The sequence below is a fragment of the Streptomyces sp. NPDC050448 genome (genome assembly GCF_040655295.1).
Lineage (GTDB): Bacteria > Actinomycetota > Actinomycetes > Streptomycetales > Streptomycetaceae > Streptomyces.
Genome location: NZ_JBFAJR010000063.1, coordinates 1 through 25,665 on the forward strand (window position 1 = coordinate 1; position 25,665 = coordinate 25,665).

Annotated in this window: 24 protein-coding genes; 10 read left to right on the forward strand and 14 right to left on the reverse strand. The window is 73.0% G+C overall.

Annotation, left to right across the window (positions count from 1 at the left end; translation table 11 throughout):
- Positions 1 to 43: 43 nt before the first annotated feature.
- The 4 genes from AB0I68_RS37075 to AB0I68_RS37090 form a co-directional block, all read right to left on the reverse strand.
- Complete coding sequence (locus tag AB0I68_RS37075; protein ID WP_363181825.1) at positions 44 to 565, reverse strand: hypothetical protein; 522 nt, start codon at positions 563 to 565, stop codon at positions 44 to 46.
- Complete coding sequence (locus AB0I68_RS37080; RefSeq protein WP_363181827.1) at positions 562 to 2,346, reverse strand: nickel-dependent hydrogenase large subunit; 1,785 nt, start codon at positions 2,344 to 2,346, stop codon at positions 562 to 564. The genes AB0I68_RS37075 and AB0I68_RS37080 overlap by 4 nt, the downstream gene beginning before the upstream one ends.
- Before the next feature lie 97 nt (positions 2,347 to 2,443).
- Entirely contained in the window at positions 2,444 to 3,502 is a 1,059-nt protein-coding gene (locus AB0I68_RS37085) for a hydrogenase expression protein HypE (RefSeq protein ID WP_363181829.1), read from the reverse strand.
- 94 nt (positions 3,503 to 3,596) lie between these two features.
- Entirely contained in the window at positions 3,597 to 5,366 is a 1,770-nt protein-coding gene (locus AB0I68_RS37090) for a hydrogenase maturation protein (RefSeq protein ID WP_363181830.1), read from the reverse strand.
- Positions 5,367 to 5,505: 139 nt separating this feature from the next.
- Here AB0I68_RS37090 and AB0I68_RS37095 point away from each other — a divergent pair, with 139 nt between their 5' ends.
- Positions 5,506 to 6,555 carry an alpha/beta fold hydrolase gene (locus AB0I68_RS37095; protein ID WP_363181831.1) on the forward strand — a complete coding sequence of 350 codons (1,050 nt, stop codon included), beginning with the start codon at positions 5,506 to 5,508 and terminating at the stop codon, positions 6,553 to 6,555.
- 149 nt (positions 6,556 to 6,704) lie between these two features.
- Here the strand turns inward: AB0I68_RS37095 and AB0I68_RS37100 are convergent, their stop codons facing one another.
- Both AB0I68_RS37100 and AB0I68_RS37105 read right to left on the reverse strand, forming a co-directional pair.
- Positions 6,705 to 8,351, reverse strand: a complete 1,647-nt coding sequence (locus AB0I68_RS37100) for a hypothetical protein (RefSeq protein ID WP_363181832.1) — start codon at positions 8,349 to 8,351, stop codon at positions 6,705 to 6,707.
- A 51-nt stretch (positions 8,352 to 8,402) separates the two neighbouring features.
- Complete coding sequence (locus AB0I68_RS37105) at positions 8,403 to 10,520, reverse strand: hypothetical protein (RefSeq protein ID WP_363181833.1); 2,118 nt, start codon at positions 10,518 to 10,520, stop codon at positions 8,403 to 8,405.
- A 373-nt stretch (positions 10,521 to 10,893) separates the two neighbouring features.
- Here AB0I68_RS37105 and AB0I68_RS37110 point away from each other — a divergent pair, with 373 nt between their 5' ends.
- From AB0I68_RS37110 to AB0I68_RS37120, 3 genes are all read left to right on the forward strand, one after another.
- The gene (locus AB0I68_RS37110) at positions 10,894 to 11,250 is read left to right on the forward strand and encodes a hypothetical protein (RefSeq protein ID WP_363181834.1); all 357 of its coding nucleotides are present in this window, start codon (positions 10,894 to 10,896) and stop codon (positions 11,248 to 11,250) included.
- A gap of 127 nt (positions 11,251 to 11,377) precedes the next feature.
- Positions 11,378 to 12,511: a site-2 protease family protein gene (locus AB0I68_RS37115; protein WP_363181850.1), complete on the forward strand. Its 1,134-nt coding sequence runs from the start codon at positions 11,378 to 11,380 to the stop codon at positions 12,509 to 12,511.
- Between the two features lie 123 nt (positions 12,512 to 12,634).
- A complete protein-coding gene (locus AB0I68_RS37120; RefSeq protein ID WP_363181835.1) occupies positions 12,635 to 13,375 on the forward strand; it encodes a PP2C family serine/threonine-protein phosphatase in 741 nt (246 codons plus the stop codon).
- A gap of 81 nt (positions 13,376 to 13,456) precedes the next feature.
- Here the strand turns inward: AB0I68_RS37120 and AB0I68_RS37125 are convergent, their stop codons facing one another.
- Entirely contained in the window at positions 13,457 to 14,263 is an 807-nt protein-coding gene (locus AB0I68_RS37125; protein ID WP_363181836.1) for a LysR substrate-binding domain-containing protein, read from the reverse strand.
- Positions 14,264 to 14,321: 58 nt separating this feature from the next.
- Here AB0I68_RS37125 and AB0I68_RS37130 point away from each other — a divergent pair, with 58 nt between their 5' ends.
- Both AB0I68_RS37130 and AB0I68_RS37135 read left to right on the forward strand, forming a co-directional pair.
- Positions 14,322 to 14,726 (forward strand): DUF5997 family protein, encoded by a 405-nt coding sequence (locus AB0I68_RS37130; RefSeq protein WP_363181837.1) that lies wholly within the window; start codon positions 14,322 to 14,324, stop codon positions 14,724 to 14,726.
- Between the two features lie 106 nt (positions 14,727 to 14,832).
- Complete coding sequence (locus AB0I68_RS37135; protein ID WP_363181838.1) at positions 14,833 to 15,519, forward strand: beta-glucanase; 687 nt, start codon at positions 14,833 to 14,835, stop codon at positions 15,517 to 15,519.
- A gap of 76 nt (positions 15,520 to 15,595) precedes the next feature.
- On the opposite strand, the gene AB0I68_RS37140 is transcribed toward AB0I68_RS37135, so the two are convergent.
- Positions 15,596 to 16,264 carry a hemerythrin domain-containing protein gene (locus tag AB0I68_RS37140; RefSeq protein WP_363181839.1) on the reverse strand — a complete coding sequence of 223 codons (669 nt, stop codon included), beginning with the start codon at positions 16,262 to 16,264 and terminating at the stop codon, positions 15,596 to 15,598.
- A 109-nt stretch (positions 16,265 to 16,373) separates the two neighbouring features.
- Positions 16,374 to 17,135, reverse strand: coding sequence for a carbonic anhydrase (locus AB0I68_RS37145; protein WP_363181840.1), 762 nt, complete (start codon positions 17,133 to 17,135; stop codon positions 16,374 to 16,376).
- Positions 17,136 to 17,416: 281 nt separating this feature from the next.
- On the opposite strand from AB0I68_RS37145, the gene AB0I68_RS37150 reads away from it, so the two are divergent.
- Positions 17,417 to 17,923 (forward strand): GNAT family N-acetyltransferase, encoded by a 507-nt coding sequence (locus tag AB0I68_RS37150; protein ID WP_363181841.1) that lies wholly within the window; start codon positions 17,417 to 17,419, stop codon positions 17,921 to 17,923.
- Between the two features lie 146 nt (positions 17,924 to 18,069).
- Here the strand turns inward: AB0I68_RS37150 and AB0I68_RS37155 are convergent, their stop codons facing one another.
- The 5 genes from AB0I68_RS37155 to AB0I68_RS37175 form a co-directional block, all read right to left on the reverse strand.
- Entirely contained in the window at positions 18,070 to 18,369 is a 300-nt protein-coding gene (locus AB0I68_RS37155) for an SHOCT domain-containing protein (RefSeq protein WP_363181842.1), read from the reverse strand.
- Between the two features lie 162 nt (positions 18,370 to 18,531).
- Positions 18,532 to 19,197 carry a response regulator transcription factor gene (locus AB0I68_RS37160; protein WP_363181843.1) on the reverse strand — a complete coding sequence of 222 codons (666 nt, stop codon included), beginning with the start codon at positions 19,195 to 19,197 and terminating at the stop codon, positions 18,532 to 18,534.
- On the reverse strand, positions 19,194 to 20,387 hold the full coding sequence (locus tag AB0I68_RS37165) for a sensor histidine kinase (RefSeq protein ID WP_363181844.1): 1,194 nt from the start codon (positions 20,385 to 20,387) through the stop codon (positions 19,194 to 19,196). Before AB0I68_RS37165 ends, AB0I68_RS37160 begins: the two co-directional genes overlap by 4 nt.
- A 296-nt stretch (positions 20,388 to 20,683) precedes the next feature.
- Entirely contained in the window at positions 20,684 to 21,556 is an 873-nt protein-coding gene (locus AB0I68_RS37170) for a serine hydrolase (RefSeq protein WP_363181845.1), read from the reverse strand.
- Entirely contained in the window at positions 21,553 to 22,521 is a 969-nt protein-coding gene (locus AB0I68_RS37175; RefSeq protein WP_363181846.1) for a LysR substrate-binding domain-containing protein, read from the reverse strand. The genes AB0I68_RS37170 and AB0I68_RS37175 overlap by 4 nt, the downstream gene beginning before the upstream one ends.
- An 85-nt stretch (positions 22,522 to 22,606) precedes the next feature.
- Between AB0I68_RS37175 and AB0I68_RS37180 the strand changes: the two genes are divergently transcribed.
- The 3 genes from AB0I68_RS37180 to AB0I68_RS37190 all read left to right on the forward strand — a co-directional run bounded on the left by AB0I68_RS37180 (position 22,607) and on the right by AB0I68_RS37190 (position 25,288).
- Positions 22,607 to 23,638 (forward strand): PHB depolymerase family esterase, encoded by a 1,032-nt coding sequence (locus AB0I68_RS37180; RefSeq protein ID WP_363181847.1) that lies wholly within the window; start codon positions 22,607 to 22,609, stop codon positions 23,636 to 23,638.
- A gap of 108 nt (positions 23,639 to 23,746) precedes the next feature.
- Positions 23,747 to 24,505: a 3-hydroxybutyrate dehydrogenase gene (locus AB0I68_RS37185; protein WP_363181848.1), complete on the forward strand. Its 759-nt coding sequence runs from the start codon at positions 23,747 to 23,749 to the stop codon at positions 24,503 to 24,505.
- A 105-nt stretch (positions 24,506 to 24,610) separates the two neighbouring features.
- Positions 24,611 to 25,288 carry an HAD family acid phosphatase gene (locus AB0I68_RS37190; RefSeq protein ID WP_363181849.1) on the forward strand — a complete coding sequence of 226 codons (678 nt, stop codon included), beginning with the start codon at positions 24,611 to 24,613 and terminating at the stop codon, positions 25,286 to 25,288.
- Positions 25,289 to 25,665: the final 377 nt, after the last annotated feature.

Below are 25,665 nucleotides of genomic sequence, written 5' to 3' on the forward strand. Positions count from 1 at the left end.
GAGCCGGTGCGCGGCTCCGCCGGTGCCCAGGGGTGGCGCGCGCTCACCGGGCCCGTACCGGGGCCTGCGGGCGGGTGCCGATCTGGAGCAGGGGCAGGGGTGCCTCGACCGGTTCCAGCTCCACCGCGGTCACCTCGGGCGCGAAGCACGCCAGGGCGTCCGCGACGCTCTGCGGGACCGCGTCGGCGGCGGAACCGCAGCCGCAGCCGCCGCTCGGCGCGGACCGCAGCCGAAGGACGCCGGTCGCCTCGTCGAAGCCGGCGAGCTCCACGGGGTCCCGTACGGTGTCCAGGGCGCGGGCGATCCGGGTGCGGACGTCCTCGGGGTGCAGGTCGTGCAGGGCCAGCAGGCTCGCGACGAGCTCGTCGTCGAGCAGCCCGCCGAGACGCTCCACCCCGAGGCGTTCCACGATCCGGGCGAGCCCGGCCCCGTAGAAGTCCATGAGCACGCGCACCAGTTCCTCGGCCGCGGCGCAGGCCTCGCGGTCGCCGGTGGCGGCCAGCCGGTCGAGGACCTCGTCCACCCGCCGGCCCGCGTCGCGGGCGTCGGTTGCCGCGGCGCTCATCCGCCCAGTCCGCTCAGGCCGGTGGGCACGTGCATCTGCTTCACCGTCTTGCCGCCGCCGACGTACATGTGGACGCCGCAGGGCAGACAGGGGTCGAAGCTGCGCACGGCGCGCATGATGTCGATGCCCTTGAAGTTCTCCGGGGAGTTCTCCTCGAAGATGGGGGTGTTCTGGACGGCGTCCTCGTACGGTCCGGGCGTGCCGAACGTGTCGCGGGTACTGGCGTTCCACGGGGTCGGCGGGTACGGGTGGTAGTTGGCGATCTTGCCGTCGCGGATCACCATGTGGTGCGAGAGCACGCCCCGGACGGCCTCGGTGAAGCCGACTCCGATGGACTCGTCCGGGACCTCGAACTTCTCCCAGGTCTGGGTGCGTCCGGCGCGGACCTCCTTGAGCCCCTGCTCGGCGCAGTGCAGTGCGATGGCGGCCGCGTACGCCTGGAAGTACGTGCGGGCGCGGTTGCGCTCCAGCGCGTTGCTCCACTGCGGGATCTTCCACTCGAAGCGCGTCTCGGGCTTGGTCATCGTGCGCGGCAGGTTGATGACCACGCTGTGGCCGGTGGCCTTGACGTAGCCGACGTCGACGAGCCCGGAGAGGGCGGTGGACCACAGGCGCGCCAGCGGGCCGCCGCCGGTGTCGAGCGCGAGGTGGTCCTTGCCGTCGAACCAGCGCGGTGACATCACCCAGCTGTACTTGTCGTCGAAGTTGCGCTTCTGCGGGGCGGGGATGGTGTGCTGGTTCCAGGGATGGCGGGCGTCGACCGGGTTGCCGAGCGGGTCGTGGGTGACGAACTTCTCCTGGCCCGCCCAGTCGTCGTAGTACGAGCTGCCGAGCAGGATGCGGATGCCGAGGTTGATCTCGGTGAGGTCGTTGGTGACGAGTTTGCCGTCCACGACCACACCGGGGGTGACGAACATCTTCCGTCCCCAGTCGGTCATGTTGGCGTACGTGAAGTCGCAGTACTCGGGGTCGTTGAGCGCGCCCCAGCAGCCCAGCATGACGCGCCGGCGGCCGACCTCCTCGTATCCGGGCAGGGCCTCGTAGAAGAAGTCGAAGAGGTCGTCGTGGAGCGGGACGACCCGCTTCATGAACTCCACGTACCGCATCAGGCGGCTCATGTAGTCCGTGAAGAGCTGGACGGAGGCGATGGTGCCGACGCCGCCCGGGTAGAGGGTGGAGGGGTGCACGTGGCGGCCCTCCATCAGGCAGAACATCTCGCGCGTGTAGCGGCTGACCTGGAGGGCCTCGCGGTAGAACTCGCCCTCGATGGGGTTGAGCGAGCGCATGATGTCGGCGATGGTGCGGTAGCCGTGGTCGCCGGCGTGCGGGGCCTCGGTACGCTCGGCGAGCTCGAGGACGCCCGGGTTGGTCTCGCGGACCATCTTCTCGCAGTAGTCGACCCCGACCAGGTTCTCCTGGAAGATGTTGTGGTCGAACATGTACTCCGCGGACTCGCCCAGGTTGATGATCCACTCGGCGAGATGGGGCGGCTTCACTCCGTACGCCATGTTCTGCGTGTAGACGGAGCAGGTGGCGTGGTTGTCGCCGCAGATCCCGCAGATGCGACTGGTGATGAAGTGCGCGTCGCGGGGGTCCTTGCCGCGCATGAAGACGCTGTAGCCGCGGAAGACCGACGAGGTGCTGTAGCACTCCGCGACCTTCTTCTGCTTGAAGTCGATCTTCGTGTGGATGCCGAGACTGCCCACGATCCGGGTGATCGGATCCCAGGCCATCTCCACCAGGCCGCTGCCGTCACCGGCCGCCTTCGTCTTCGGTGTCATCTTGTCTGCCGTGACCCTTCTTGGAGACGGGAGCTGGAGGTTCTTGGAGGCGGAGCCGTGGGACGGGAGCGGGTTGTGCGGGGGCCGGCGGGCGGGGTCACCAGGGCTTGCGGTAGCCGGTGGTCAGCTGCCGGCCCGGGTGGCGCCACTTGGGCTCCCGGTCCACGGTGTGCTCCGTGATCGCCCTGAGCTTGCGGATCACCGCGCCGTAGACCCCGCTGGCGCTGGTGGACACCGTGGCGCCGGGCGGCTGGTCCATGAACGGCATGAACTTGTCGGGGAAGCCCGGCATGGTGCAGGCGATGCAGATGCCGCCGACGTTGGGGCAGCCGCCGATGCCGTTCATCCAGCCGCGCTTGGGGACGTTGCACTTGACGACGGGGCCCCAGCAGCCGAGTTTGACCAGGCACTTGGGCGAGTCGTAGGTCTGGGCGAACTCGCCCTGCTCGTAGTAGCCGGCCCGGTCGCAGCCCTCGTGCACGGTGTTGCCGAACAGCCAGGTCGGGCGCAGCTTGTCGTCCAGCGGGATCATCGGGGCGGAGCCGGCCGCCTGGTAGAGCAGGTAGGTGAGGGTCTCCGAGAAGTTGTCCGGCTGGATCGGGCAGCCCGGGACGCACACGATCGGGATGCCGGCCTTCGAGGTCCAGTCCCAGCCCAGGTAGTCGGGCACGCCCATGGCGCCGGTGGGGTTGCCCTCCATGGCGTGGATGCCGCCGTACGTGGCGCAGGTGCCGATCGCCACCACGGCGAGGGCCTTGGGCGCGAGGCGGTCGATCCACTCGCTGGTGGTGATGGGCTGGCCGGTCTCCGGGTCGTCGCCGAAGCCGCACCAGTAGCCCTCGGGCTTGATCTTCTCGTTGGGGATCGAGCCTTCGACGACGAGCACGAAGGGGTCGATCTCCCCGCGCTCCCCCTTGAAGAACCATTCGATGAACGTGTCGGCGCCGCCGACCGGTCCGCACTCGAAGTCGATCAGCGGCCAGTGCACGGCGATCTTGGGCAGGCCCGGGAGGACGCCTGTGACGATCTCTTCGATGCTGGGCTGCATCGCTGCCGTCAGGGACACCGAGTCGCCGTCGCAGCTCAGTCCGGCGTTGATCCAGAGGATGTGGATCGGGGGGTCCTCTACTACCGTGCTCGGCATTGCTGCATCCATGAGGATCGCTCCTTGGGGAGGGATGCGGTGGGGGTGGGGGCGGGGACGGGGACGGCGGACGGGCAGGTGCTCCGCGCCGGCCTCACCCTTCTTGCTAACAGCCGGCCGGGCCCGGTGCCCTGTCTTGTTCGGCCGGTCCAGTGACTCCGTGCCGCCGGGAGGGCAAGGGCGCGGTGTGCCGTCCGGGCACGGTCCGCTCCAGGTGGGGCGGGGTACGGTCCGGGGGCTCCTTGCGTACGAAGGCGCGGCGCAGGGCGTGGTACGGCGCCTGCGGGTCGAAGAACGTCTCCCGCATCCGCGCCAGCTCCGCCTGCCGGTAGGCGGCGAGTGGCCTGACGCCCTCGTCCGCGTCGCGGCGGGCCTTCTTGCCGGCGATCCGGGACCGGATGGCGGACGAGTCCGCCACCCGGACCGCGAGCCGGGCGGTCTCGTCCGCGAAGTCCTGCGGGCCGCAGTCGATCGTGCGGTCGACCAGCCCGAGCCGCCGGGCGGCTTCGGCGCTGATCGGCAAGGCCTCGGCGGTGAGGCGGTCCGCGACGCCGGTCCCGGTCCGGCGGGGCAGCGTGTACGTCCAGTACTCGGATCCGTAGAGCCCCATCAGCCGGTAGTGCGGGTTGAGCACCACGCCGGTACGGCACCAGACCTCGTCGGCGGCGAGGGCGAGCATGGCCCCTCCGGCGGCCGCGTTGCCGCCGAGGGCGGCCACGACGAACCGGTCGGTGGTGGTCAGCATGGCTTCCACCAGGTCGTCCATGGCATTGATGTTGGCCCAGGACTCCTCGGCCGGGTCGGCGGCCGCCTCGATGACGCCCAGGTGGATGCCGTTGGAGAAGAAGTCTCGGCCGCCGCCGAGGACGAGGACGGAGACGGGGCGGGAGCAGGCCTCCCGGTAGGCGGCGAGCAGGCGCCGGCACTGGGTGGTGCTCATCGCGCCGCCGGGGAAGGAGAACGTCAGGAAGCCGGCCCCGCCCTGCTCCCGGTAGGTGATGTCGGACCAGGTGCGCGGGCCCGCGTCGGCGTGCGGCGGTACCGGGAGCTCGGGGAGCGGCGGCAGCCGGTCGCCGAGGGCCAGGGTTGCGGGGAGTTTGACGGGGGCCGGTTCGCCCGGCGTGCGCCGGGCCCGGAGCTCGGGGATCCAGACGGCTCCGTCGGCGGTCGCCCGGCAGATGGCGCCCGCCCGGGTGGCGAGCAGCTCTCCGGGGCGGCCGCGCAGTCGGTCCTCGGGGTGTCCGCCGTGCAGGTACCACTGGCCGCCGAGCAGTTCGTCGAGTACGCCGGGCTGGGAGTCGGCGGCGCGCAGCGCGCGCAGGACGCTCTCCGTGGAGTCGGCGGTCCAGTGGATCCGGCGCACTTCCTGGCGCAGGTAGGGCCGGGCGCGGCCGGATCGCTGCCGCTGCGGGACGTGGGTGCCGGAGGCGAACCGGTCGACGGCCGTGAGCAGGGCGGACACGGCGGCGTCTGAGATCTCGCCGCGGTACGCGTCGCTCTTGCCGACGAGTGGCAGCGGGCAGTCCGCAGTGGCCCAGACGTCGCCCGCGTCCATCTCCTCGCCGGCCTGGAGGACGGTGACGCCCCAGCGGGTCGCGCCCTCGGTGATGGCCCAGTCGAGCGAGGAGGGCCCGCGGTCGCCGACGGGCCCCGGGTGGACGATCAGACAGGTGTGGGCGGACCAGACCTCCCGGGGGATGGCCGTCTTCAGCATGGGCGCGAGCACGAGGTCCGGCCGGTGGCGGTCGACGGCCTCGGCGAGGGAGACGCCGGGCAGTGCGAGCTCGACCGCCACGCTGTGCCCGCGGTCCCTCAGTTCAGCGTGTACACGCTGAGTGAGACTGTTGAACGCGCTGGCGGCGAGCAGGATGTGCACGTGATCTCCCAAGCGTCCGGCCCCCGGCGACCTGCGGCCGGAACAGGTACGGCCGCAGGCGATCGTCGACCACCGGCGTCCGCAGGCCTGCTCGACCTACGGGGGTGTCACTCGGAAGGGGCGCCCTGGCCGCCACCTGGTGGACAGGCGACACCGGCGGGGACGGGCACCCGGTCCCCGATGCGGGGGAGGGCCGGGCGGCGGCGGTGCACCTGCGGACGACCGGCGAGAGCGGCGGGCGGTCCCGCCGCACCGTCCTGAGGGCGGCAGCGGCCGGCGCCGGGGCGATCGCGGCGGTGGGCGCGGGAGCGGCGACGGCCGAGGCGGCGCCCGCCCCGCCAAGCCGGTCACCTTCGTCCTCGTCCACGGGTCGGGCAGCAACTCGTACGCCTGGTCCCCCGTACTGACCGAGCTGGGGCCGCGCGGGCAGCGCGCGGTCGCGGTCGACCTGCCCGGGCACGGCCCCGGCGCGTTCCTCCCGCTCTCGTACCAGGCTCCGCAGGACCTGGACCGGCTGCGTACGGAGCCCTCCCCCATCGCCGGGATGACACTGGCCGACTCCGCCGAGCACGTGGCCGCGGTGGTGCGGCGGGCGCACCGCAACGGCCCGGTCGTCCTGGCCGGTCAGAGCCTGGGCGGCACGACCCTCAACGCGGTGGCGAACCTGGTGCCCGAGCTGATCTCGCACCTCGTGTACATCTCGGCGTTCTGCCCCACGAAACGGGCCTCGGTGATCGAGCTGATGACCACCCCGGAGGCGGCCACGAGCTCCATGTTCAAGATGACCCCTGTCCCCACGCCACCGGAGCTGGGAGTCACCCGGGTCAACTGGCGGGCCAACGACCCGGCGTTCTTCCGGGCCGCCAAGGAGGCACTGGCCGCAGACTACTCCGACACCGAGGTCCGGACCCTGCTCAACATCCTCGAACCCGACGAGTCGGCCGCGATCGGGGTCTGCGACTCCCGGGGCCTGCCGCTGAAGTGGGGCCGGATCCCGCGCACGTTCCTGCGGTTCACCGAGGACCGTACGATCCCGCCGGCGCTCCAGGACCTGATGATCAGGGAGGCCGACGAGCTGACCCCGCACAACCGCTTCCGCGTACGCTCCCTGACCGCCCCGCACATCGGCCCGCGCAACCCGGCGCTGCTGGCGGACGAACTGGAGCAGGTGGCCGGGCTCTGCCACTAGGACGGTCCGGCGACCGGTTGGAGACGCAGATGCTGCGGCGCCGATGCCAGGTACGCCGAGAGGTCGGGGAGGGGCGGCGCATCAGACTAGGACCGGTCCACTGACACCTCCTGTCAGTGGACCGGTCCTCGGCCCGGTCCTCGGCCCGGTCAGCAGCCCGGGGCGCCCGTGCCGCCGCGCTGGGGGAGGCTCAGGTTGGGGGCGGAACTCGGCCAGGTGAGGGTGACCGTCTTCGTCGTCCCGTCGGGGTTGATCTGGACGATGGGGGCGGGCTTGCCGACCGGGTTGCCGTCGGCGCCGAACGAGAGCCAGCCGCTCGCCCCCGGGAGCATCTGCGCGCAGTAGAACTGGTGGAGGATCCCGGTCTCCAGCCCCGGGTTCTTCAGGCCCGCCTCGTCGTGCCGGGCCGCGCTGATCGCGGCGACGGCGGCGTCGTGCGTGAGCATCGCCTGCCCGCTGGCGAGGTCCGCGGGGTCGAAGGCGAGGGGCGCCGCGCCGGACTGGGTGGTGGCCAGCGGCTGCTTCGTGCACGGGTCGGGCCGCCCGGTGAACGCCGACCAGAACTGGTCGTAGTTGCGCTTGGCGTCCGATCCGGGGCATTCGGTCCCCCACTCGTCCGGACTGGCCAGGGCCGTGTAGGCGACCGTGACCCGGCCGGAGGCGACGCCCTTGAGGACCGCGTCGTCGTGGATGGCCTCCGACGCGTCGTCGCCGGCCAGGATGCGCAGCTGCGGGATCCCGCAGGGCGCGCCCTGCACCCAGTTCTGGACAAAGGCCCCGAGGTCGCGGCCGCGGCCGGCGAAGTACACGACGGACGGCGCGGCCTGGCACAGGTTGGCGTGCATCAGGTTGAACTGCTGGATCAGGTAGTCCTGGCGGCCGGTGCCGCTCGGGAGGCTGCGGGGCGAGGTGTACGGGAGCACGGTCAGCGTGCGGTCCGGGGCGGGGAAGCGGATCTTGGCCTCCGCCGCCAGCGTGGCCGTGTAGTCGTCGTCGGCGACGCTGTCCGCCACCACGGCGAGCGAGGTCACGGCCGGGCTGAGTCCCGACACGTACTGGTTGGCGGCGATCACGGAGTCGGAGTTGGTGGGCGAGACCCGGAACATGTCGGGGATCGGCCGCTTGCCCGCCGGGTCCGCGGGGTCCAGGTTCATCGAATTGCCGGTGACCGTCGATCCGATGACGGGGATGTGCAGCTGGGAGGAGACGGCCGCGGCGGCCTGCCGGCTCTGCTCGGTGCTCTGGCCCAGGCCGACGACCGCCGAGATGTGCTCGGCCGCCGCATTCTTCTTCACGGAGTCCACCGCGGCCTGCCAGGACCCGTACTGGCTGCCCATGTTGGCCAGGTACAGCTTGACCCCGGGCGTACTGCCGTACGCGGCCGTGTTGTTGGCCCGCCAGACGGCGGCTATGGCGCCCTCGATGTTGGGGTAGAGCGAGTCGTAGGTGAGCGTGTCCACGTCTTCGACGGGCGAGAGGTTCATCATCAGCACCACACCGGCGGAGTTCCCCTTCACCGCCTCGTTGGCGGTGCGGACGGTCTCCTCCAGCTTGCGCATGCGCGCCGGTTCGCCCTTGGTGAAGGGTGCGCTGTCGAGGTTCACTCCGACGCACGCCAAAGGCGTGCCGGCGGCGGTCATTCCGCGGCCGCACGACAGGGCGGGCGGGAACAGCACGCCGTAGCCCCACGTGCCGCCGAACACGGCACCGGCCAGGAGGAGGAGTGCGGCGGTCAGCGAGAGCACGGGATGGCGGCGCAGCCGGCCGAGCCGGGGGTTGTGTACACCTGCGGACATGAGGACTCCTTGTGGTGCGCCCGGCCACGCCGGCGGCGTGGCACGGAGGGGTCAGGCGAACAGCGCGCCCGCCTGCTGGAGGGCGCTGACGTCGAGCAGGCGGGAGTTGTGCGAGAGCCGTTCGAAGCCCTCTTCGATCTGGGCGTCCCAGCGCCGGTTGCGCTCGGTGAGCGGATCGTTGTACAGCCACAGCAGGGCCAGGAGTTTGGCCGTGGCGACCGCCACGACGTCCCGGCCGGTCTGCTCGATTCCGGCGAGGAGGAGCGCGTACGACTCCTGGGCGGACAGCTCGTGAACCAGGCGGCACGGCGCCGATGCCAGGTAGTCGAGGAGGCGCACCCACGCGCGGTGGTCCCGGTCGAACCGGTTGGCCAGCGCCTCGGCCACGGAAGCGAACTCGCCCAGGGCCAGGTCGTAGAAGAGCTGCTGTTCGCTCGGTGCGACGCCCGAGCCGTTGTGGGTGGCGGCCAGGGAGGCCAGGGCCTGGGCCTGGCGGGTGAAGACGTCGTGCCACGGGTCGGCGCGCCGCTCCCCTTCCGCTCTGGCGGCCGGAGCGCCTGCGGGAGCGGCGGCGGAGAGGGCACTGAGCGCGCAGCGGCTCAGCCAGGGGTGCAGTACGGGCGGTCTGTCCGCCTCGCCCCAGCCGACCTCCCGGATCCGGGAGGGGCGGTGGAAGAAGGTGCTGACCCACAGGTTGCGGCGTAACAGCTCCAGGCTGCGGGGCAGGTCCGCTATCTCCGGCGGTACGCGGGGGTCGTCGGCGGTGCGCATGTCCGCCAGGTAGGCGGCCGCCAGGACCACGGGCTGCGGGCCGGCCCATCCCGGCACGGGCGCGGCGAGCCCTTCGGGAAGGCTGGTCTCCAGGGCCCGCGACCACAGCGGTCTTCCGCTCGCGTCGACCGCGGCGGGCAGGGGTCTCTGCGGTACGCCGGTCTCCCCGTCCGGCGGTGCGCCCTCGCGCTGCTCCTGGAGGGCGATGGCCGCGCCCCAGTGGCCGCCGGTGAGGGCGTGGACGACGGACGCCGGAATGGGTGCGGCAAGTGACGCGGCGTCATCGGTCAGGTACGAGACCCGCTCCTCGGACACCGGATCGAGCCAGACGGGATACCAGTAGTGCGCCGCCGAGGCGGGGTCCGGTCCGGCGCCGGCCTCGTCCTGGCGGGTCCAGCGCGTACGGGTGGCACGGCTGAGGAGGGGGACACGGCGCTGCGGAGTGCCCGGCAGCGGGGTGGTGCGCCAGGGCTCGCACCAGCGGGTGGTCCATTCCGGCTGCCACTGGTCGCAGGCGGCGAGGACGACCAGCGGGTCCGCTGCAGCCCCTGAGCCCGGCCCGTTCTGCTCGTTGCGTATGCGCGCCGCGACGAGTGCGGCGAGGAACCGCCGGCCGGCCGGCGTCTGCGCGCCGTCCACGAAGAGGACCCATGCGTGGTCGTGCCGGGCGGCCCGGCCGGCGTACTCCTCCGGCAGCTCGCAGGAGCACGAGGAGCGCAGCGCCGGGTGCCGTTCCGCCTGGTCCTTGGCGTCGGCGAGGAACGCGGCCAGCAGAGGCCCGACCGCGGCCGACCGCGACGCGGAACTCAGTCTGATCAGCGCGTCCACGGAGCCGGCGGCCTCCGCCTCCGGGATGGCGACGTGCCAGCGCAGTGCGTCGCGCAGGCCCCAGCGGGCGGTGCTCTGGAGCAGCGATCCGATCACCGGCCGGGCCTGGTCCCGTACGGCGCCGACCACTTCGCGGGCCTGTCCCTGCACCAGCGGGCTGAGCGCGCCCGTGACCACGACGTCCATCGTGGCGTCCACCGCCACCTCCAGCCGGGTGGCGAACCTGCCGCGGCGGGTGTTGCGCGTGTACTGCTGGATCAGCCCTTTGATCTGGTCCGTGGCACGGGAGCGGTCCGGCTCCAGGTTCTCGTTGAGGGCCAGCAGCCCCAGGGCGAACCGGTGGAAGACGGGGCTGCGGCGCAGAGTGTCCCAGCCGCGCATCATCTGGAACGCCACCAGGGCCGCGGCGGACACCGGGTCGAGCGGCGTCTCGTGGAAGTCGAGGTGGGCATGGACCACCGTGGAGCCGCACCCCTGGGACAGGGAGCGGAGCATGCTGGTCTTGCCCGACTGCCGGGGCCCGAGCAGCGCCACCACGGGCTGCCGCTGGTCCGGAAACCGCCAGATCATGTGCCGAAGAAAAGCGTCGGTCCCCTCCGCATGGCCGAGCTCCGCCGTTGCGCTCACCATTCCCCCGCCCCCCAACCGAAAATACGACGCACGCGCCGACGACACGGAAGGTAACACCGGGAGGACGTGGAGCGACGGTGAATGCCGCGGATCCCTTTCCCGGAATTCCGGGACGCACGGAGATGCCCGGAAAGGGACTGGACGGCGCACCCCTACGGGGACACTGCGTCAGGTGATCACGCCCGCCGCCCGGCTCCACCCGATCTTCAACGGATATTCTGCATCCGCGCCGGCGAGCAACCGGCTCACCTGGAAGCAGAAGCAACACCCGATGTGCCGGGCCGCACCGCGCGCGGCAGGAGATGGAGCCCCGATGGACGTGCAGCACTTCGAGCGGATCACCGCATTCATCGAGGCGCGGCTCACCCCGCTGTTCGACGAGGCCACCGGCAGCGAGCGCGGTTTCGCGATGGACGACACCTCCCGTGCACTGCGCGCACTGCGCAACGCGGTGCTGGAGGCCTCGGCGGTCAAGGGGCTCATCGAGAAGCGGGCAGAGGCCGAGCCGGCACTGCGCCGGGTCATCGACCAGTCGGTGGAGCACCACTGGGACGTGCTGCGCGGCATCGCCCGCCAGTGGGAGGACCACTGCGACTTCCTGCGGGAGTTCAAGCGTCACGCGTGGGAGCTCGACGAGGCCCTGGCCGCTCCGGCCGCCACGGAGGGCTGAGCGCCGCCGGGTGCCGACCGCCGGCCGGCCCGCGCCGGCGGCTGGAAACGGCACCTGGCGCGGGTCCGCCGCTCCCGGAGTGACAATGGGGTGTGTGGACCCGCTGCCGAGCCGGCAGGAGACGACGATGAACGGCTCGGTCCCTATCGGACGTGTTGTCGGTGTGCCGCTGCGCATGCACTGGAGCGTGCCGCTGTTGGTGGTGCTGTTCGCGTACGGGCTCGGCCGCCAGACCCTCCCCGTGTGGACTCCGGGGCGCTCGAACGCCGTGTACACCTTCGCCAGTGTCGTGGGGGCCCTGCTGCTCATGGGCAGCCTGCTCCTGCACGAGACGGCGCACGCCGCGACCGCCCGCAGGAAGAAGATCTCCGTCGAGGACGTCACCCTGTGGGCGCTGGGCGGGATGACCAGGATGGGCCGGCCGCAGACCGCCGCGGCGGCCTTCGCGGTGGCGGTGAGCGGGCCGCTCACCAGCCTGCTGATCGGGGGCGCCGCACTCGGCGCGGGGATCGGGCTGCACGCCCTCCTCGGCTGGGCGGTGCCCGCCGCCGTCCTGGTGTGGCTGGGCTGGACGAACCTCTTCCTCGGCGTGTTCAACATGTTGCCGGCCGCGCCGCTCGACGGCGGGCGGGTGCTGCAGGCGCTGCTGTGGTGGCGTACGGGCGACCGGGACCGGGCGGAGCGGGCGGCCTCGCGCAGCGGGCAGGTCATGGGCATGCTGCTGACGGCCGTGGGCTGGATCTCGTTCCTGCGCGGGGCGTCGAGCGGGCTGTGGCTCGTCGTCCTCGGGCTCTTCATCACCTTCGTCGCGGGTGCGGAGCGCCAGCACGCCGTGCTGCGCACGGCGCTGCGGGGCGTGCGCGTGGCCGATGCCATGTCCAGCCCGGTGGCCACCGGTGCCGACTGGCTGAGCGTGCGGCGGTTCATCGACGAGGTGGCCGTGGCATCCCGGCATTCCGCGCTGCCGCTGCTCGACTTCGAAGGCCGCCCGAGCGGGGTGGTGCACGTACGCGGGCTGGCCCCGATCCCGGAAGCGCAGCGGGAGGCGCTGCGCGTGCGCGACGTGGCGACCCCGCTGGCGCAGTGCGCGGTCGCCGCCCCGGACGATCTGCTGGGCGAGGCCCTGGACGGCCTGCGCCCGGGGACCGGGCTGCCGGTCCTGGTGGTGGACGCGGGCCTGCTGGTGGGGATCGTCACCGCGAAGGACGTCAGCCGGCTCATGCAGCGGCAGGCGCTGCGCGGCGGCCGGGAGCCCGAGTGAGCAGGACGGCACCGGGGGCGGCGGCCCCGGGGCTCCGGGAGGGGCGGCTCCGGGAGGGGCGGCTCCGGTGCTCGGCCGGCTCCGAGGGCGCCTTCGGGTGCGCGGACGGACAATGGGGATGCGATGACGTACATAGCCGTGAGCGCCTTGAGCCATGCCGGGCTCATACGCGACCACAACGAGGACAGCCTCGTCGTCGGGCCGTGGACACTGTGCGCCGGTGTGACCCGGAATCCGCAGACGCTCGTGTTCCCGGTCGGCTCACCGCTCGTCGTAGCCGTCGCCGACGGGATCGGCGGACAGCCTGCCGGCGAGGTGGCCAGCTCGCTGGTCGCACGCCAACTCGCAATGCTCGGGCCCTCCTTGGACAGCGAGGGAGCCGTCCGCGAGGCCCTCGTCCTCTGCAACCAAGCGGTGTACGCGGCCGCCGACAGCAATCCGCAGCTGGCCACCATGGGCACCACGGTCGCGGGTGCCGTCGTACTGGAGGACTCGCTGATCTCGTTCAACGTGGGCGACAGCAGGGTGTTCGACGCCACGGCGCAGGAGCTCCGGCAGGTGAGCGTGGACGACAATCCGCCGCTGGAACCGGGGCAGCGCACCACGTCCCTGCTGACCCAGGCGCTCGGCGGCGCCCGCCGGCGCAGCGCGATCACACCCCACGTCTCGACGGAGCCGCTGTCCGCCGGAGCCCGCTACCTGGTGTGCTCGGACGGGCTGACCGACCCGGTGCCGGCCGAGGATCTCGACGAGCTGCTGCGGGTGCACGACGACGGCAAGGCCGCGTTCGAGCTGTGGAGGGCCGCCATCGACGCCGGCGGTCCCGACAACATCACGCTCGCGCTGGTCAGGATCGGCGCCTAGTGCTGTGACCCGCCCGGGGCCGGGGCCGGGCGGATCTGTGACCGGGTGTGACCGTTCGCGGACCGGGCGGGCGGGGCGGTGTTATGGCCGGCGGCGGGGCTTCCCGCCCTTGCTGCTCTTGCCGCCCTTGGCGCCTCCGGAGCCACCGGAGCCGCCGCGCGGGTTCTTGCCGCCGGACTTCCCGGCTGCGGGTTTGCGCCCCGCGCCGGCCGCTTCGGGGCGCTTGCGCTGCTTCGGCTGCGGCGGGGTCTGGGCACGGCCGCGCGTGCTGTTGACGGTCCGCCCGCGCACGATCCCGATGAACTCCTCGACCAGGTCGGTGGGCTCTCCGTCCGGGAACGACAGGGCCACCCGGGACTCGGGGGCGTCCGTGACCGTCCGGTACGTGAGGTCCTTGCGGTGGTGCAGCCGGGCGAGGGACTGCGGGACGACGAGGACGCCGATTCCGGCCGCCACCAGCTCGATCGCGTCCGCCGTCGTCGCGGGGCGTTCGAGCGCGGGCCGCCCGGGCAGGCTCTCCCAGTCCAGGGTGTCGTCGAGGGGGTGCAGCACGATCTCGTCGGCCAGGTCCCCGGTGGACACCTCCTCCACCGCCGCCACGATGTGGTCCTTCGGGACCACGACGACCGTGGTCTCGGTGTAGAGGGGGATCGCGGCCAGGCCCGTCCGGTCGATCGGCAGCCGTACGAACCCGGCGTCGGCGCCGCTGCCCCGCAGTACGCCGGGTGCTTCGGCGGCGGACACCTGGAGGAGGGTCAGCGGGATGTCGGGCAGGCGCTCGTTCCAGATCCGCACCCACTTGCTGGGCGTCACTCCGGGGACGTACGCGAGCCGGAACGAAGGAGATGCTGAAGGAGATGCTGAAGGAGATGCTTCCGAGCCCGTCACCCGGCCAGGTTACCGGCCGTGGTCAGAAGTAGCGCACACGCTCGATACTCTTGACCCCATGACGTCGCACAAGACCACCCAGACCATGAAGCCCGCCACCGCGGCGAAGAAGCTGGGTGTGTACCTCGAAGCCACCCCCGCTGAGTTCCAGGAGGGTGTCGTGACCCGCAGCGAGCTGAACGCGCTGCAGGCCGATCCGCCCCAGTGGCTGCAGGAACTGCGACGGGGCGGCCCGCACCCCCGGCCGGTGGTCGCGGCCAAGCTCGGCGTCTCGATCGCCGGTCTCGCGCGCGGCGGGGTCACCGAGGCCCTCACCACGGAGCAGATCGACGCGCTGAAGCAGGAGAACCCGGAGTGGCTCCAGAAGGAGCGCGCCACCCAGGCCGAGGTCCGCAAGGAAGCGGTCCGCATCAAGGAGAAGCACGCGGAGCGCGCGGAGCGGATCGAGCAGTCCGGCTCCTGACCGGCGTGCGCCGCGGGCGCCGCCGGTGCCCCGAAGTGCCCCATCCCAGGCCATTCGGGTAAAGATCACCGGAATACGGACGGCGCGCCGTGGGCAGAGCTGCGGGGTGATCTCGCAACTCCTCGCCAAGTTCAAGCGCTCCGGCGCACTCGTCTTCTCGGCCGACTTCGGCTCGACGTCCCGGTGGGTCGCCGGACGGTCCTGGGCCTATCCCGACGGCGGTCCGGTCAATCCGGGCGACAACAAACTCGATTACCTGGTCGACGATCCCGCCTACAGCCGCAGCGGGACCTTCCGCGCCACCCGGCGGCCGGACGGCAACTGGGACACCGGACTGCTGACCACCGAGGGCAGCGACGAGGGGTTCCTGCTGCGCGCGGAAGACGTGCTGGAGGCCCGGGTCAGACTGCCGGAGGAGGTCGGCGCCTGGCCCGCGATCTGGACCTGGCGGGACGGCGGCCAGGAAGTCGACGTCTTCGAGTACCACCCCGACAACCCGGACCTGCTGGAACTCTCCAACCACGTCCGGGGCGGGGGATCGTTCTACTTCCGCGATGCCGCCGTGCAGCCCGGCGCATGGGTCGACCTCAAGGTCAAGTTCGGCGCGAACTCGGTCGTCTGGTGGGTCAACGGCACGTGTGTGTTCTCCGATCGCAGCGGGGTGGGCCGGCGCTGGCGGGCGTACATCATCGTGAACCTGTCCGTGAGCGCGGGCCGCTACCACCCGGCCCCCGACCCGGCGGTCTCCGAGATGTCGTACGAAGTCTCGGACCTGCGCGTGTACCGCTCCTAGGACGCTGCCACGGCCCGGGAACCCGCCTCCGGCCACGGGCCCCGGGTACGCGGCATCCGATGGCGGGGCGCGCCGGCTACCGCTGCCCCACCGCCTCCGCCAGGCGCTGTTCCAGCCGCCGGTAGTTCCGCTCGCCGACGGCGCGCCAGATCACCCGGGGCGGCAGCGGCAGATGGGCCATGATCAGGATCTGCTCCCCCGGGTCCGCCTCCTTGAGGATCATCCCGAGGACGGTGAACAGCTTGCTCTTGGGCACGGCGGCGCTGGCCGCGTCGCCGATCTCATCCCACTCCGCCTGCGACACCGCTTCCGGGACGAGCGGCAGTGCCTCGCGCTCCTCCTGGTCGAAGTGCTCCTCGACGGCCCGTGACACCTGCTCGAGTACGGCGGCCAGCTCCTCTCCATGGATGGCCGCCCCGGCGGCCGCCCACGGCCCGAGCAGGGCGTCCGCCCGTCCGAGGCGGGCCGACAGGTCCGCGTGCTGATCCTGCATCCGCTTCCACAACTCGCCGTACCCGGGAGCGCGTTCGGCCAGCTTGGGCCACAGCAGCCGGTCCTCGCCCTCGTGGTGGCGGTGCAGGGTGTCCAGCAGCAGCGCCAGCCGGTCGGCGACCAGCCTGACCTGCGCGCGGCTCCCGTGGCGCACCCCGCGCACCCGGCCCGCCGCCTCCCGGAACTCGCGCCGGAACATCCGGTGGACCACCACCATGTCGTGTGTGGTGATCGGTTTCCCCTGGTTCTCCATCGACCATGACCCCCGTCCCGGTTGGTGTACCAGGCTCCAGCGTGGGGGTCGGCCGGCCGTCTCCACCAGGGGCGCACGGCGGCGCTCCAGCGCCCCCGGGGAGCTTGGTCTACGCCAGGGTGCGCACTCTCTGGTCGCGGAGGTCGTAGCGGGCGGCGACGACGGCCAGCTTGCCGGTGGCTATGCTGCGGGCCAGGTCGGGTTCGGCCGCGAGTCGGCCGCGGGTGCGCCGGGCGTGCGCGTCGATGGCGGCGTCCACGCGGGCGTCGCCGTGCTGGCCGTGGTCGATGGACGGCCGGATCTGGTCGGCCAGGTACTGGATGTGTGCGGGCAGCTGTTCGCCGGTCTCGTCGGCGTGGACGGCGGCGCGGACCGCCCCGCAGGACTGGTGGCCGAGGACCAGCACCAGGGGGATCTCCAGTTCCAGGACCCCGTACGCGATGCTACCGAGGACGGCTTCGTCCAGGACCTCACCGGCGGAGCGCACGGTCAGGAGGTCGCCGAGCCCCTGGTCGAAGACGAGCTCCGGTGGGACGCGGGAGTCCACGCAACCGAGGACGATCGCGAAGGGGTGCTGGGCCCGGGTGAGCCGGAGCCGCTCGGACGGGGACTCGTGCGGGTGCTCCTGGCAGTACGTGCGCCAGCGCCGGTTGCCGGTGGTCAGCCGGCGCAGGGCCTCCTCCGGGGAGACGGGACGGCCGGCGGCCTCCGGTTCGGCGGGAGCGGGAGCGGGGGCGGAGGCGGCGGAGGCGGGGAAGGCGGAACCGAGGGCGAGGACGGACCCCACGGCCGCCGAGCCCGCCACGGCTGCGCGGAGCAGGCCGCGACGGCTGGGCGAAGGGGCGTCGGCTGTCTGCGTGTTCGAATACATCGCGGGACGGTAACCCGGCATCCGGACCCCTCGGCCGGGCGAGGGGAGGAATGGCGGGATCCACCCCGGATCCGGCTCGAATGAGACCGAAATCTCATTATGTGGACACAGCTTGCGGACGTGACACCCCCCCCCTTGCGGCAGGCGTCGCCTCCGGATCGCGGTGCGCCGTCGCCGCGCGGGCCGGTCCGGTCCGGGCCGCCGGACAGGGGCGACGGGCGGACGAGGCAGTTCGTCCACCCGGCTCCGCGCCGGCGAGTCCGGCGGGAACAATGGGCGCCATGCGTATTCGAGCAGTGCACATCGATGAACTGCCCCTTCTCCAGGCCATCGAGAGGGCTGCCGGAGAATGCTTCCGCGGCATCGGCATGCCGGAGATCGCCGACGACGAACCGCTGCCGCTCGGCGAGCTCGCCCGCTACCAGCGGGCCGGACTGGCCTGGGTCGCGGTCACGGAGGCCGATGCTCCCCTGGCCTACCTCATCGCCGACCGCCTCGACGGCAACCTCCACATCGAGCAGGTGTCGGTGCATCCGGACGGCGCGCACCGCCGCATCGGCCGGTCGCTGCTGGAACATCTGGCGGCCCGGGCGGCGGCGGACTCCATACCGGCGCTGACCCTCACCACGTTCGAGGACGTCCCGTGGAACGCCCCGTACTACGCTCGCTGCGGCTTCGAGCGCCTCGCCGACGGGGAGCTCAGCCCCGGCCTGAAGGACATCCGCGACCGCGAGGCGGAACACGGCCTGGACCGCTGGCCACGGGTCTGCATGCGCCGCGTCCTGTGAAGCCCTGAGTCCTGGCTCCACGGCTTCCGGGCCGGTGCCGGTGCCGGTGCCGGCCGGAGTGTGTGGGACGGGGTGCGCGGGACGGGGGTGGAGGTCCGCGGGTGCGCGGACCTCGCCACATGGTGGCCCTCACCTCCGAGGACGGGTCAGACGGGGTCGCCCTTGCCGTCCAGGGGCGTGCGGCCGAACTGTTCGTCCAGGACCGACAGCCGGCGCCAGTACTCGTCCTCGTCGATCTCGCCGGTGGCGAACCGGCGCCCCAGGATCGCGATCGGCGAGTTCTCCCCGTACGAGCCCCGGGTCGCGGCCCACGGTCCGCGCGGCCCGCGGCCGCCGCGCCACACCGTGCGGCGCAGGACCGTGACGGCGCCGAAGACGACGGCCGCCCAGATCAGCGGGAAGAACAGGATCCACGGGCCGGGCCCGTAGTACGCCAGGGTGTTCATCTCGGTTCAGCTCCTCGGAAGGGGTTCCCTTGTCACTTCCGAGACTCGCCCCGGGAGGGTGCCCGGGGCGTCGTACGGCCGGCGGCACTGCACGTACCACCGCGGGAGTAGCCCACCGCGGGAGTAGCCCACCGGGGGGAGCAGCCACCGCGGGAGTACGCCTCAGCCGAGCCAGCCGGGCCGGACCAGCCCCGACTCGTAGGCCAGCACCACCAGCTGGGCGCGGTCCCGGGCGCCGAGCTTGATCATGGTCCGGCTGACGTGCGTCTTCGCGGTCAGCGGGCTGACCACCAGCCGGCGGGCGATCTCCTCGTTGGACAGGCCCAGGCCCACCAGGGCCATCACCTCGCGCTCCCGCTCGGTCAGCCGGTCCAGCTCCGCCGCCGCCTCGGGAGCCTTCGACCGGGCCGCGAACTCCGCGATCAGACGGCGCGTCACCCCGGGTGAGAGCAGCGCGTCCCCCGCCACCACCGCCCGTACGGCACGCAGCAGTTCCTCCGGTTCCGTGTCCTTGACCAGGAAGCCGGACGCGCCGGATCGGATCGCCTCGAAGACGTACTCGTCGAGCTCGAAGGTGGTCAGCATGACCACCTTGACCGCGGCCAGCCCGGGGTCCCCGGTGATCGTGCGGGTGGCGGCCAAGCCGTCGAGCACCGGCATCCGGATGTCCATCAGGGCGATGTCCGGACGCAGTTCGCGCGCCAGCCGGACGGCCTCGGCCCCGTTGGCGGCCTCGCCCGCCACCTCGACGTCCGGCTGCGCGTCGAGCAGTGCCCGAAAGCCGGCCCGCACCAACTGCTGGTCGTCGGCGAGCAGTACGCGGATCACCGGTCCTCCTCCCTCGCTGCGGTGCTCCCCACCGGGAGCCTGGCCAGTACCCGGAAGCCGCCGTCCGGCCGGGGGCCGGCCTCGATGGTTCCGCCCTGCGCGGCGGCCCGCTCGCGCATCCCGATCAGGCCGGTGCCGCTGCCGCCGGCGTCGCCGCCGGTTGCGGGCCCGTCGTCGTCCACGCGCAGCTCCAGCGCGCCCGGCGGCCGGGTGATACGGATCCTGGCGGTCCGCGAGCCCGAGTGGCGCACCACGTTGGTGAGCGCCTCCTGCAGGATCCGGAACGCGGCGAGATCCGTGCCCGGCGACAGCCCCCGGGCCGCGGCCTCCCCCTCCACCGAGACGGTGAGCCCGGCCGAGGCCGCCTGGGCGACGAGTTCGGGCAGCCGGTCGAGGCCGGGGGCGGGCGTCCGGGGTGCCTCGCCGGGGCCGCGCAGGGTGTCGAGGACTTGCCGGACCTCGCCGAGCGCCTCCTTGCTGGCCGCCTTGATGGTGGTGAGCGCCGTACGGGCCTGCTCGGGGTCCGTGTCGAGCAGGGCCAGGCCCACGCCCGCCTGCACGTTGATCACGGCGATGCTGTGGGCCAGTACGTCGTGCAGCTCGCGGGCGATCCGCAGCCGCTCCTCGTCGGCCCGGCGCCGCTCTGCGGCCTTGCGCTCGGCCCGGTCCCGGGCCCACTGCTCCCGGCGTACGCGGACCACCTCGGAGGCGGCGAGTACGGCGATCGCCCAGGCGGTGACGCCGCCCTCCGTCCCCCACGGCGCCGGACCGTCGCCGGGCGGCGGCAGCCAGCGGTACAGCCAGTGCCCGATGAGCAGATGGCCGGCCCACAGGGCCCCCACCGCGCCCCAGGCGGCGTGGCGGTGTCCGGCGACGACGGCGGCGAGACAGGCGACGGCGACACTCAGGATGACGGGGCCGTACGGGTATCCGCCGGCGAGGTAGGCCAGCGTGACCGCGCAGACGCCGTAGAGGACGGGCACCGGGTACCGGTGCCGCAGGACCAGCAGGGCGGGCCCGAGGAGCAGCAGGAGCCGCCCGAGCGCGCCGACCGGCTCCCGGCCGGGCTGGAGGTGGTGGACCCAGCCGGTGGCCGCCTGCGCGAACACGGCCACGAGGAGCGAGGACCGCCACGGCAGCCGTCCGCCGCGCGTGCGCTCCGCCCAGTACTGCCGCCGCCGCTCCGCCATGCGGCCACGCTAGACCTCCGGGGTCGCCGCCGTCGTCCGCCGGACGGGCCGATCGGGGGTACTCCCCGCGGAGTACGTGCGCGGCGCGCGGCCGGTCCCGCCGGGCCGGTCTTCGCATCGTACGACCGCCCCCGGCAGGGGGATCGGCGGTGGCCGCAACGGAATCCGGAGGCTGTCGCCCGGGTGCTCACCCTCGCGGGGTGGTTTGCCGTCACCACCGTCGCGGCCGCCGCGGCGCGGGTGCCGAGCCGGTGGGGAACCGGTGGGGAACCGGTAGGGAACCGGTGCCGAGCCGGCTACCTCGCGCGCAGGGCGTCGACGGCGATGCGGGCGGCGGTGCCGATCACCGCGTCGGCAGCGGGAAGGGTGGCTGCGGGGTTGGCGGCGCGGGTGAAGACGGCGACGGCGTAGCGGCCTCCGTCGGGGTACTCGACGACGCCGACCTCGTTGCGCACGGTCGGCAGGCTGCCGGTCTTCCCGGCCACGTGGACGTCGTCGAAGGGGAATCCGGCGGCCATCCGGTGGGGCCACACCTGGAGTCCGAGCAGTCGGCGGACGGCGGCGCCGTGTTCGGGGGTGCAGGCCTCGTCGCGCCAGACGGCGCCGAGGAGCCGGGTCATGTCGCGGGGTGTGCTGCGGTTGCTGCGGGCCGGGTCGAGGGCGCGGAGCCGGGCGATGACGTGCGGATCGGCGAGGGCCCGGGCGCCGGCGGGGCCCGCGTCCTCCCGGACGGTGGCGAAGAGCGAGCGGAAGGTGTGGACGGCGAGGGTACGGGTCATGCCGAGCCGGGCCGTGGCCTCGTTGACGCCGTCGAGGCCTATGCGCGCGAGGAGCAGGTCCGCGGCGGCGTTGTCGCTGACGGCCGTCATCAGGTAGGCGGCGTCGCGCAGGGACACGCGCACGGGATCGAGCATGGCGGCGAGTCCGGTGGGGCCGGCGGTGCGGTCGGCCGGCGGGCACTCGACCTGTTCGGTGAGGTCCACGCGGCCGGCCGCGGCGTGCTGGTGGAGGGCGACGAGCAGGCAGAGCTTGTGCACGCTGGCGGTGACGACGGGCTGGTCCGCGCCGGCGTCGATCTCCGTACCGGAATCGATGTCGACGGCGTGCAGCCGGCCGGTGACGCCGGCTTCGGCGAAGGCTGCGCGAATGCGGTGGAGGGTGTGGTTCACAGCCAGTACTCCGCTGCCGGGCGCAGGTGGAGCGGCCGCGCGGGTACGTCGGCGGTCACCGCCGCAGTGTTCCACAGGGCGCGCATGGCCGCTTCGGCGAAGGCGCCGACGGCGGCGTCGGAGCGGCCCTGCGGCCACGCGACGCTGTGGCGCGAGGCCAGCGGCGCGCCGGCGAGGGGCCGCCAGACGATGTCCGCGTACGGGCCCGCGGACTCGGCGGACTCGGTCTCGCGCGGGGCGAAGGCCACGGCGTTCGCGGAGAGGACGAGGCCGCGGACGAAGCTGGGGCCGCGGCCCTGGCGGACGGAGGCGGGGGTGTAGCCGCCCCGGGCGCAGGTGTTCAGTACGTCGTCGTGCAGGGCGGGGGCCTCGGCGCGCGGGAAGAGGACCAGGCCGTATCCGGTGAGGGCGGCGAGCGGTACCTCGTCCAGCGCGGCGGCGGGGGCCTCGCGGGGCAGGAGCACGCCGAGTTCGCGGTGCAGGACCGGGCCCAGCTCCAGTCCCGCGAGGTCGCAGGGGTGCCGGACGAGCCCGACGTCCAGCTCGCGGGAGGCGAACCGGGCCAACTGCTCGGCGGTGGACAGCTCGTGGAGCTCCAGCTGCACGCCGGGGTGGTGCTGCTGGAAGGCGGCCAGGATCGCGGCTATGGTCTCGCCGGCGAGGTCGGGCGGCAGCGCGGCGCGCAGGAGTCCGCTCTCGCCGTCGCGGATGCGGCGGGCGGTGGCCGTGAGGGCGTCCGCCCGGGCGAGCAGCAGCCGGGCGTCCTCCAGCAGCATCGTGCCTGCCGCGGTGATCGTCACCTGGCGGCTGGTGCGTTCGAAGAGCCGGACGCCGAGCTCGCGCTCCAGTCGCTGGATGCGCTGGGACAGGGGCGGCTGGGCCATGCCGAGCAGCTCGGCGGCACGGCCGAAGTGTCTTTCTTCTGCAACAGCCACGAAGCACCGCAGATGCCGGATCAGGTCCACGGCCAGCAACGATATCGGAGTTTGATCGATCCGAGTTTGATACGGATCTTGGACGGAGGCCGGGCGGCGGTGTTGTGCTCACGGCATGTCCTCGAACTTCTCGGCCTCCTCCCTCTTCCTGTCCCGCGACCGCACCCGGCACGCCCGACACCCCCTGCGCAGCCGGCGCACCCCGTACGGCGCCGCCCTGGCCCTCGGCCTCGCGCTGGCCGCCGGGCTCACCGGCTGCGCCGCGGACTCGCGGCCGCCCGCGCCGACCGCGGGCGTGAGCGCGTCCCCCGCCGCCGCCGACAGCCGGGAGCGGCTGACCGTGGACGGCGGCACCCGGGAGTACCTGCTGCACCGCCCCGCCGCGGGCGGGGGCGGACCCCGGCCTCTCCTGATCGCGTTCCACGGGCGCGGCGCCGACGCCGAGCACCTGCGGAAGCAGAGCGGCCTGGACCGGGCCGCCGAGGCCCGCGGCATGCTCCTGGTGTATCCCGAGGCCCTGGGCAAGGCCTGGGGCGCGGGCACCGCTCCCACCGGGCAGCGCCCGGATCCGGACACCGATGTGCGGTTCACCGAGGCGCTGGTCGCCGAACTGGTGCGCACCGGCCGGGCAGACCCGCACCGGGTCTATGTCGCCGGGTTCTCCAACGGCGGCTCCATGGCACTGCGGATGGCCGCGCAGCGCCCTGACCTCGTCGCGGGCGCGGCCTCGGTCTCCGGTGAACTCCCCACCGGGGCCGCCGCGGTGAAGCCCAGCGGGGCGGTCCCCGTCCTGATCGTCTACGGGGCCGAGGACCCCGTACGGCCGCTGGCCGGCCTGCCCAGTCCCGGGCCGGCCGGTCCCGGGGAGGAGCCCCTCACTCCGACCATGTCCGCCCGGGCCGGCGCGGAGGCGTTCGCCGCCGCAGCCGGGGCCGGCGATCCCGTCGAGGAGGGCAGGCCCGGCTACGACTCCGTCACCTGGCAGCCCGGTTCCGCGGGGGCCACCGTGCGGCTGCTCGTCGTGCACGGCGCGGGCCACACCTGGCCCGGCTCGACCGTGGCGCCGCCCGCGGGCTTCGGCTCCGTCAGCACGGCACTGGACGCGAGCAGCACCCTTCTCGACTTCCTGGCCGCGCAACGGCGTTGACGGGGCAGTAGCCGGACCACGCGCATGGCGGGCATCGCCACACCGGTGTCCCCGAGAGTGGTGTGCACCGCCATGGGCGCGGCCGCCCGCCCTCCCTACTGTTCAGCCATGACGAGCCAACTTCCTTCCCTGCGGGAGCGCGTCGCGCTGGTGACCGGTGGCGGCAGCGGCATCGGCCGGGCCTGCGCGATCGCCCTGGCCGAGGCGGGCGCCGCCGTGCACGTGGCGGACATCGGCGAGGAGTCGGCCAGGACCGTCGCCGCACTGGTCGGCGGGCAGGCACACGTCGTCGACCTCGCGGACCCGGCCGCGATCGAGGGGCTGCCCGCCGCCGTGGACATCCTGGTCAACAGCGCCGGGCTGCAACACGTCGCCCCCATCACGGACTTCCCGGCCGAGCGCTTCGCCCTGATCCAGCAGGTGATGGTCACCGCGCCGTTCCTGCTGCTGCGTCACGTGCTGCCGCACATGTACGCGTCCGGCTGGGGCCGGGTGGTGAACATCTCCAGCGTCCACGGGCTGCGTGCCAGCGCCTACAAGTCCGCCTACGTCGCCGCCAAACACGGCCTGGAGGGGCTCAGCAAGGTCACCGCGCTCGAGAGCGCCCCGTACGGCGTGACCAGCAACTGCATCAGCCCCGGCTATGTTCGGACGCCCCTGGTCGAGGCCCAGATCGGGCAGCAGGCCGCCGCGCACGGCATCAGCCCCGGCGACGTGCTGTCCGAGGTGTTGCTCACCCGTTCCGCGATCAAGCGCCTGATCGAGCCCGAGGAGGTCGCGGCCGCCGCGGTGTGGCTGTGCGGGCCCCACGCCGGCTACCTCACCGGAACCTCGCTCCCCCTCGACGGCGGCTGGACCGCCACCTGAACCGGACGTCCACCAGAAATTAACTACCGATCAGTAGACAGGCGGAGCGACCTCGCGGATTCTGGCCCCGTACATGTCATTTCAGCCATTGAGGAGCGCCCCCACATGCGCAGCACCCGCGCCCGCATCCGCACGCTCGGCACCGCCACCGGCACGGCCGCGGCCACCGCCGTCCTGCTGCTGGCCCCCGTCGCCTCCGCCCAGGCCGCCCCGGTCCCGGTCCCGGCTTCCGTTCCCGCCGCAGCGACGGCCTCCGCGCCCGGCGGCAACGCGCTCATCCGCGGTATCGACTACGGCATGTGGAAGCGCGATGTCGCCGCCGTCATGGCCACGGCCCGCCCGTACGTCGAGCAGCGCATCGCCCAGTCGCCCGCCGGCGAGAAGCCCGCGATCGTCCTCGACATCGACAACTCCTCGCTGGAGACGGACTTCCACTGGTTCTGGACCTTCCCGACCCCGGCGATCTCCGAGGTCCGCGACCTGACCCAGTACGCCAACGAGCGCGGCGTCGCCATCATCTTCGTCACCGCCCGTCCCGGGATCATCCACTCCCTCACCGAGCACAACCTCAAGGCGGTCGGCTACCCCGTCTCGGACCTGTACGTCCGGGACCTGCCCGCCCTCTTCAGCGAGGTCAGCGCCTACAAGACGGCCAAGCGCGCCGAGATCGAGGCCCGCGGCTACACGATCATCGCCAACATCGGCAACAACAACAGCGATCTGGTCGGCGGCCACGCAGAGCGCACCTTCAAGCTGCCGGACTACGACGGCAAGCTCTCCTAGTCGGCTCCGAGCCGCCGCCCGCCGGCCCGTGCGCAGGCGGCCGGCGGCCCGGTGTGACTGCGGCGCCGGACCCCGCCCGGCAACGCGAACCCGTCCTGATCCGGCCTCGGGGATCAATGGAACCGCGTCCCGTACGGCGGCGGCCTGCGCCCGCTGCGGGACCCGGTCGCGGCCGGGCTCGGTGACGAGGAGGGGACGGAGGACTGACGGGGTGGCCGTGGAGCACCCCGGCCAGCAGGAGGAACGCGTCACCGCTGACCTAGGGGGTGTCCGGCGGATCATGGCCGGGCCCGGGTCGTCTGGCACCGCGCCTTGCCGCGTTGTCGTCGGTCGCCAATATCCCCCAGCTACCGCTGGGAGGTGCCCCCACCGCATTG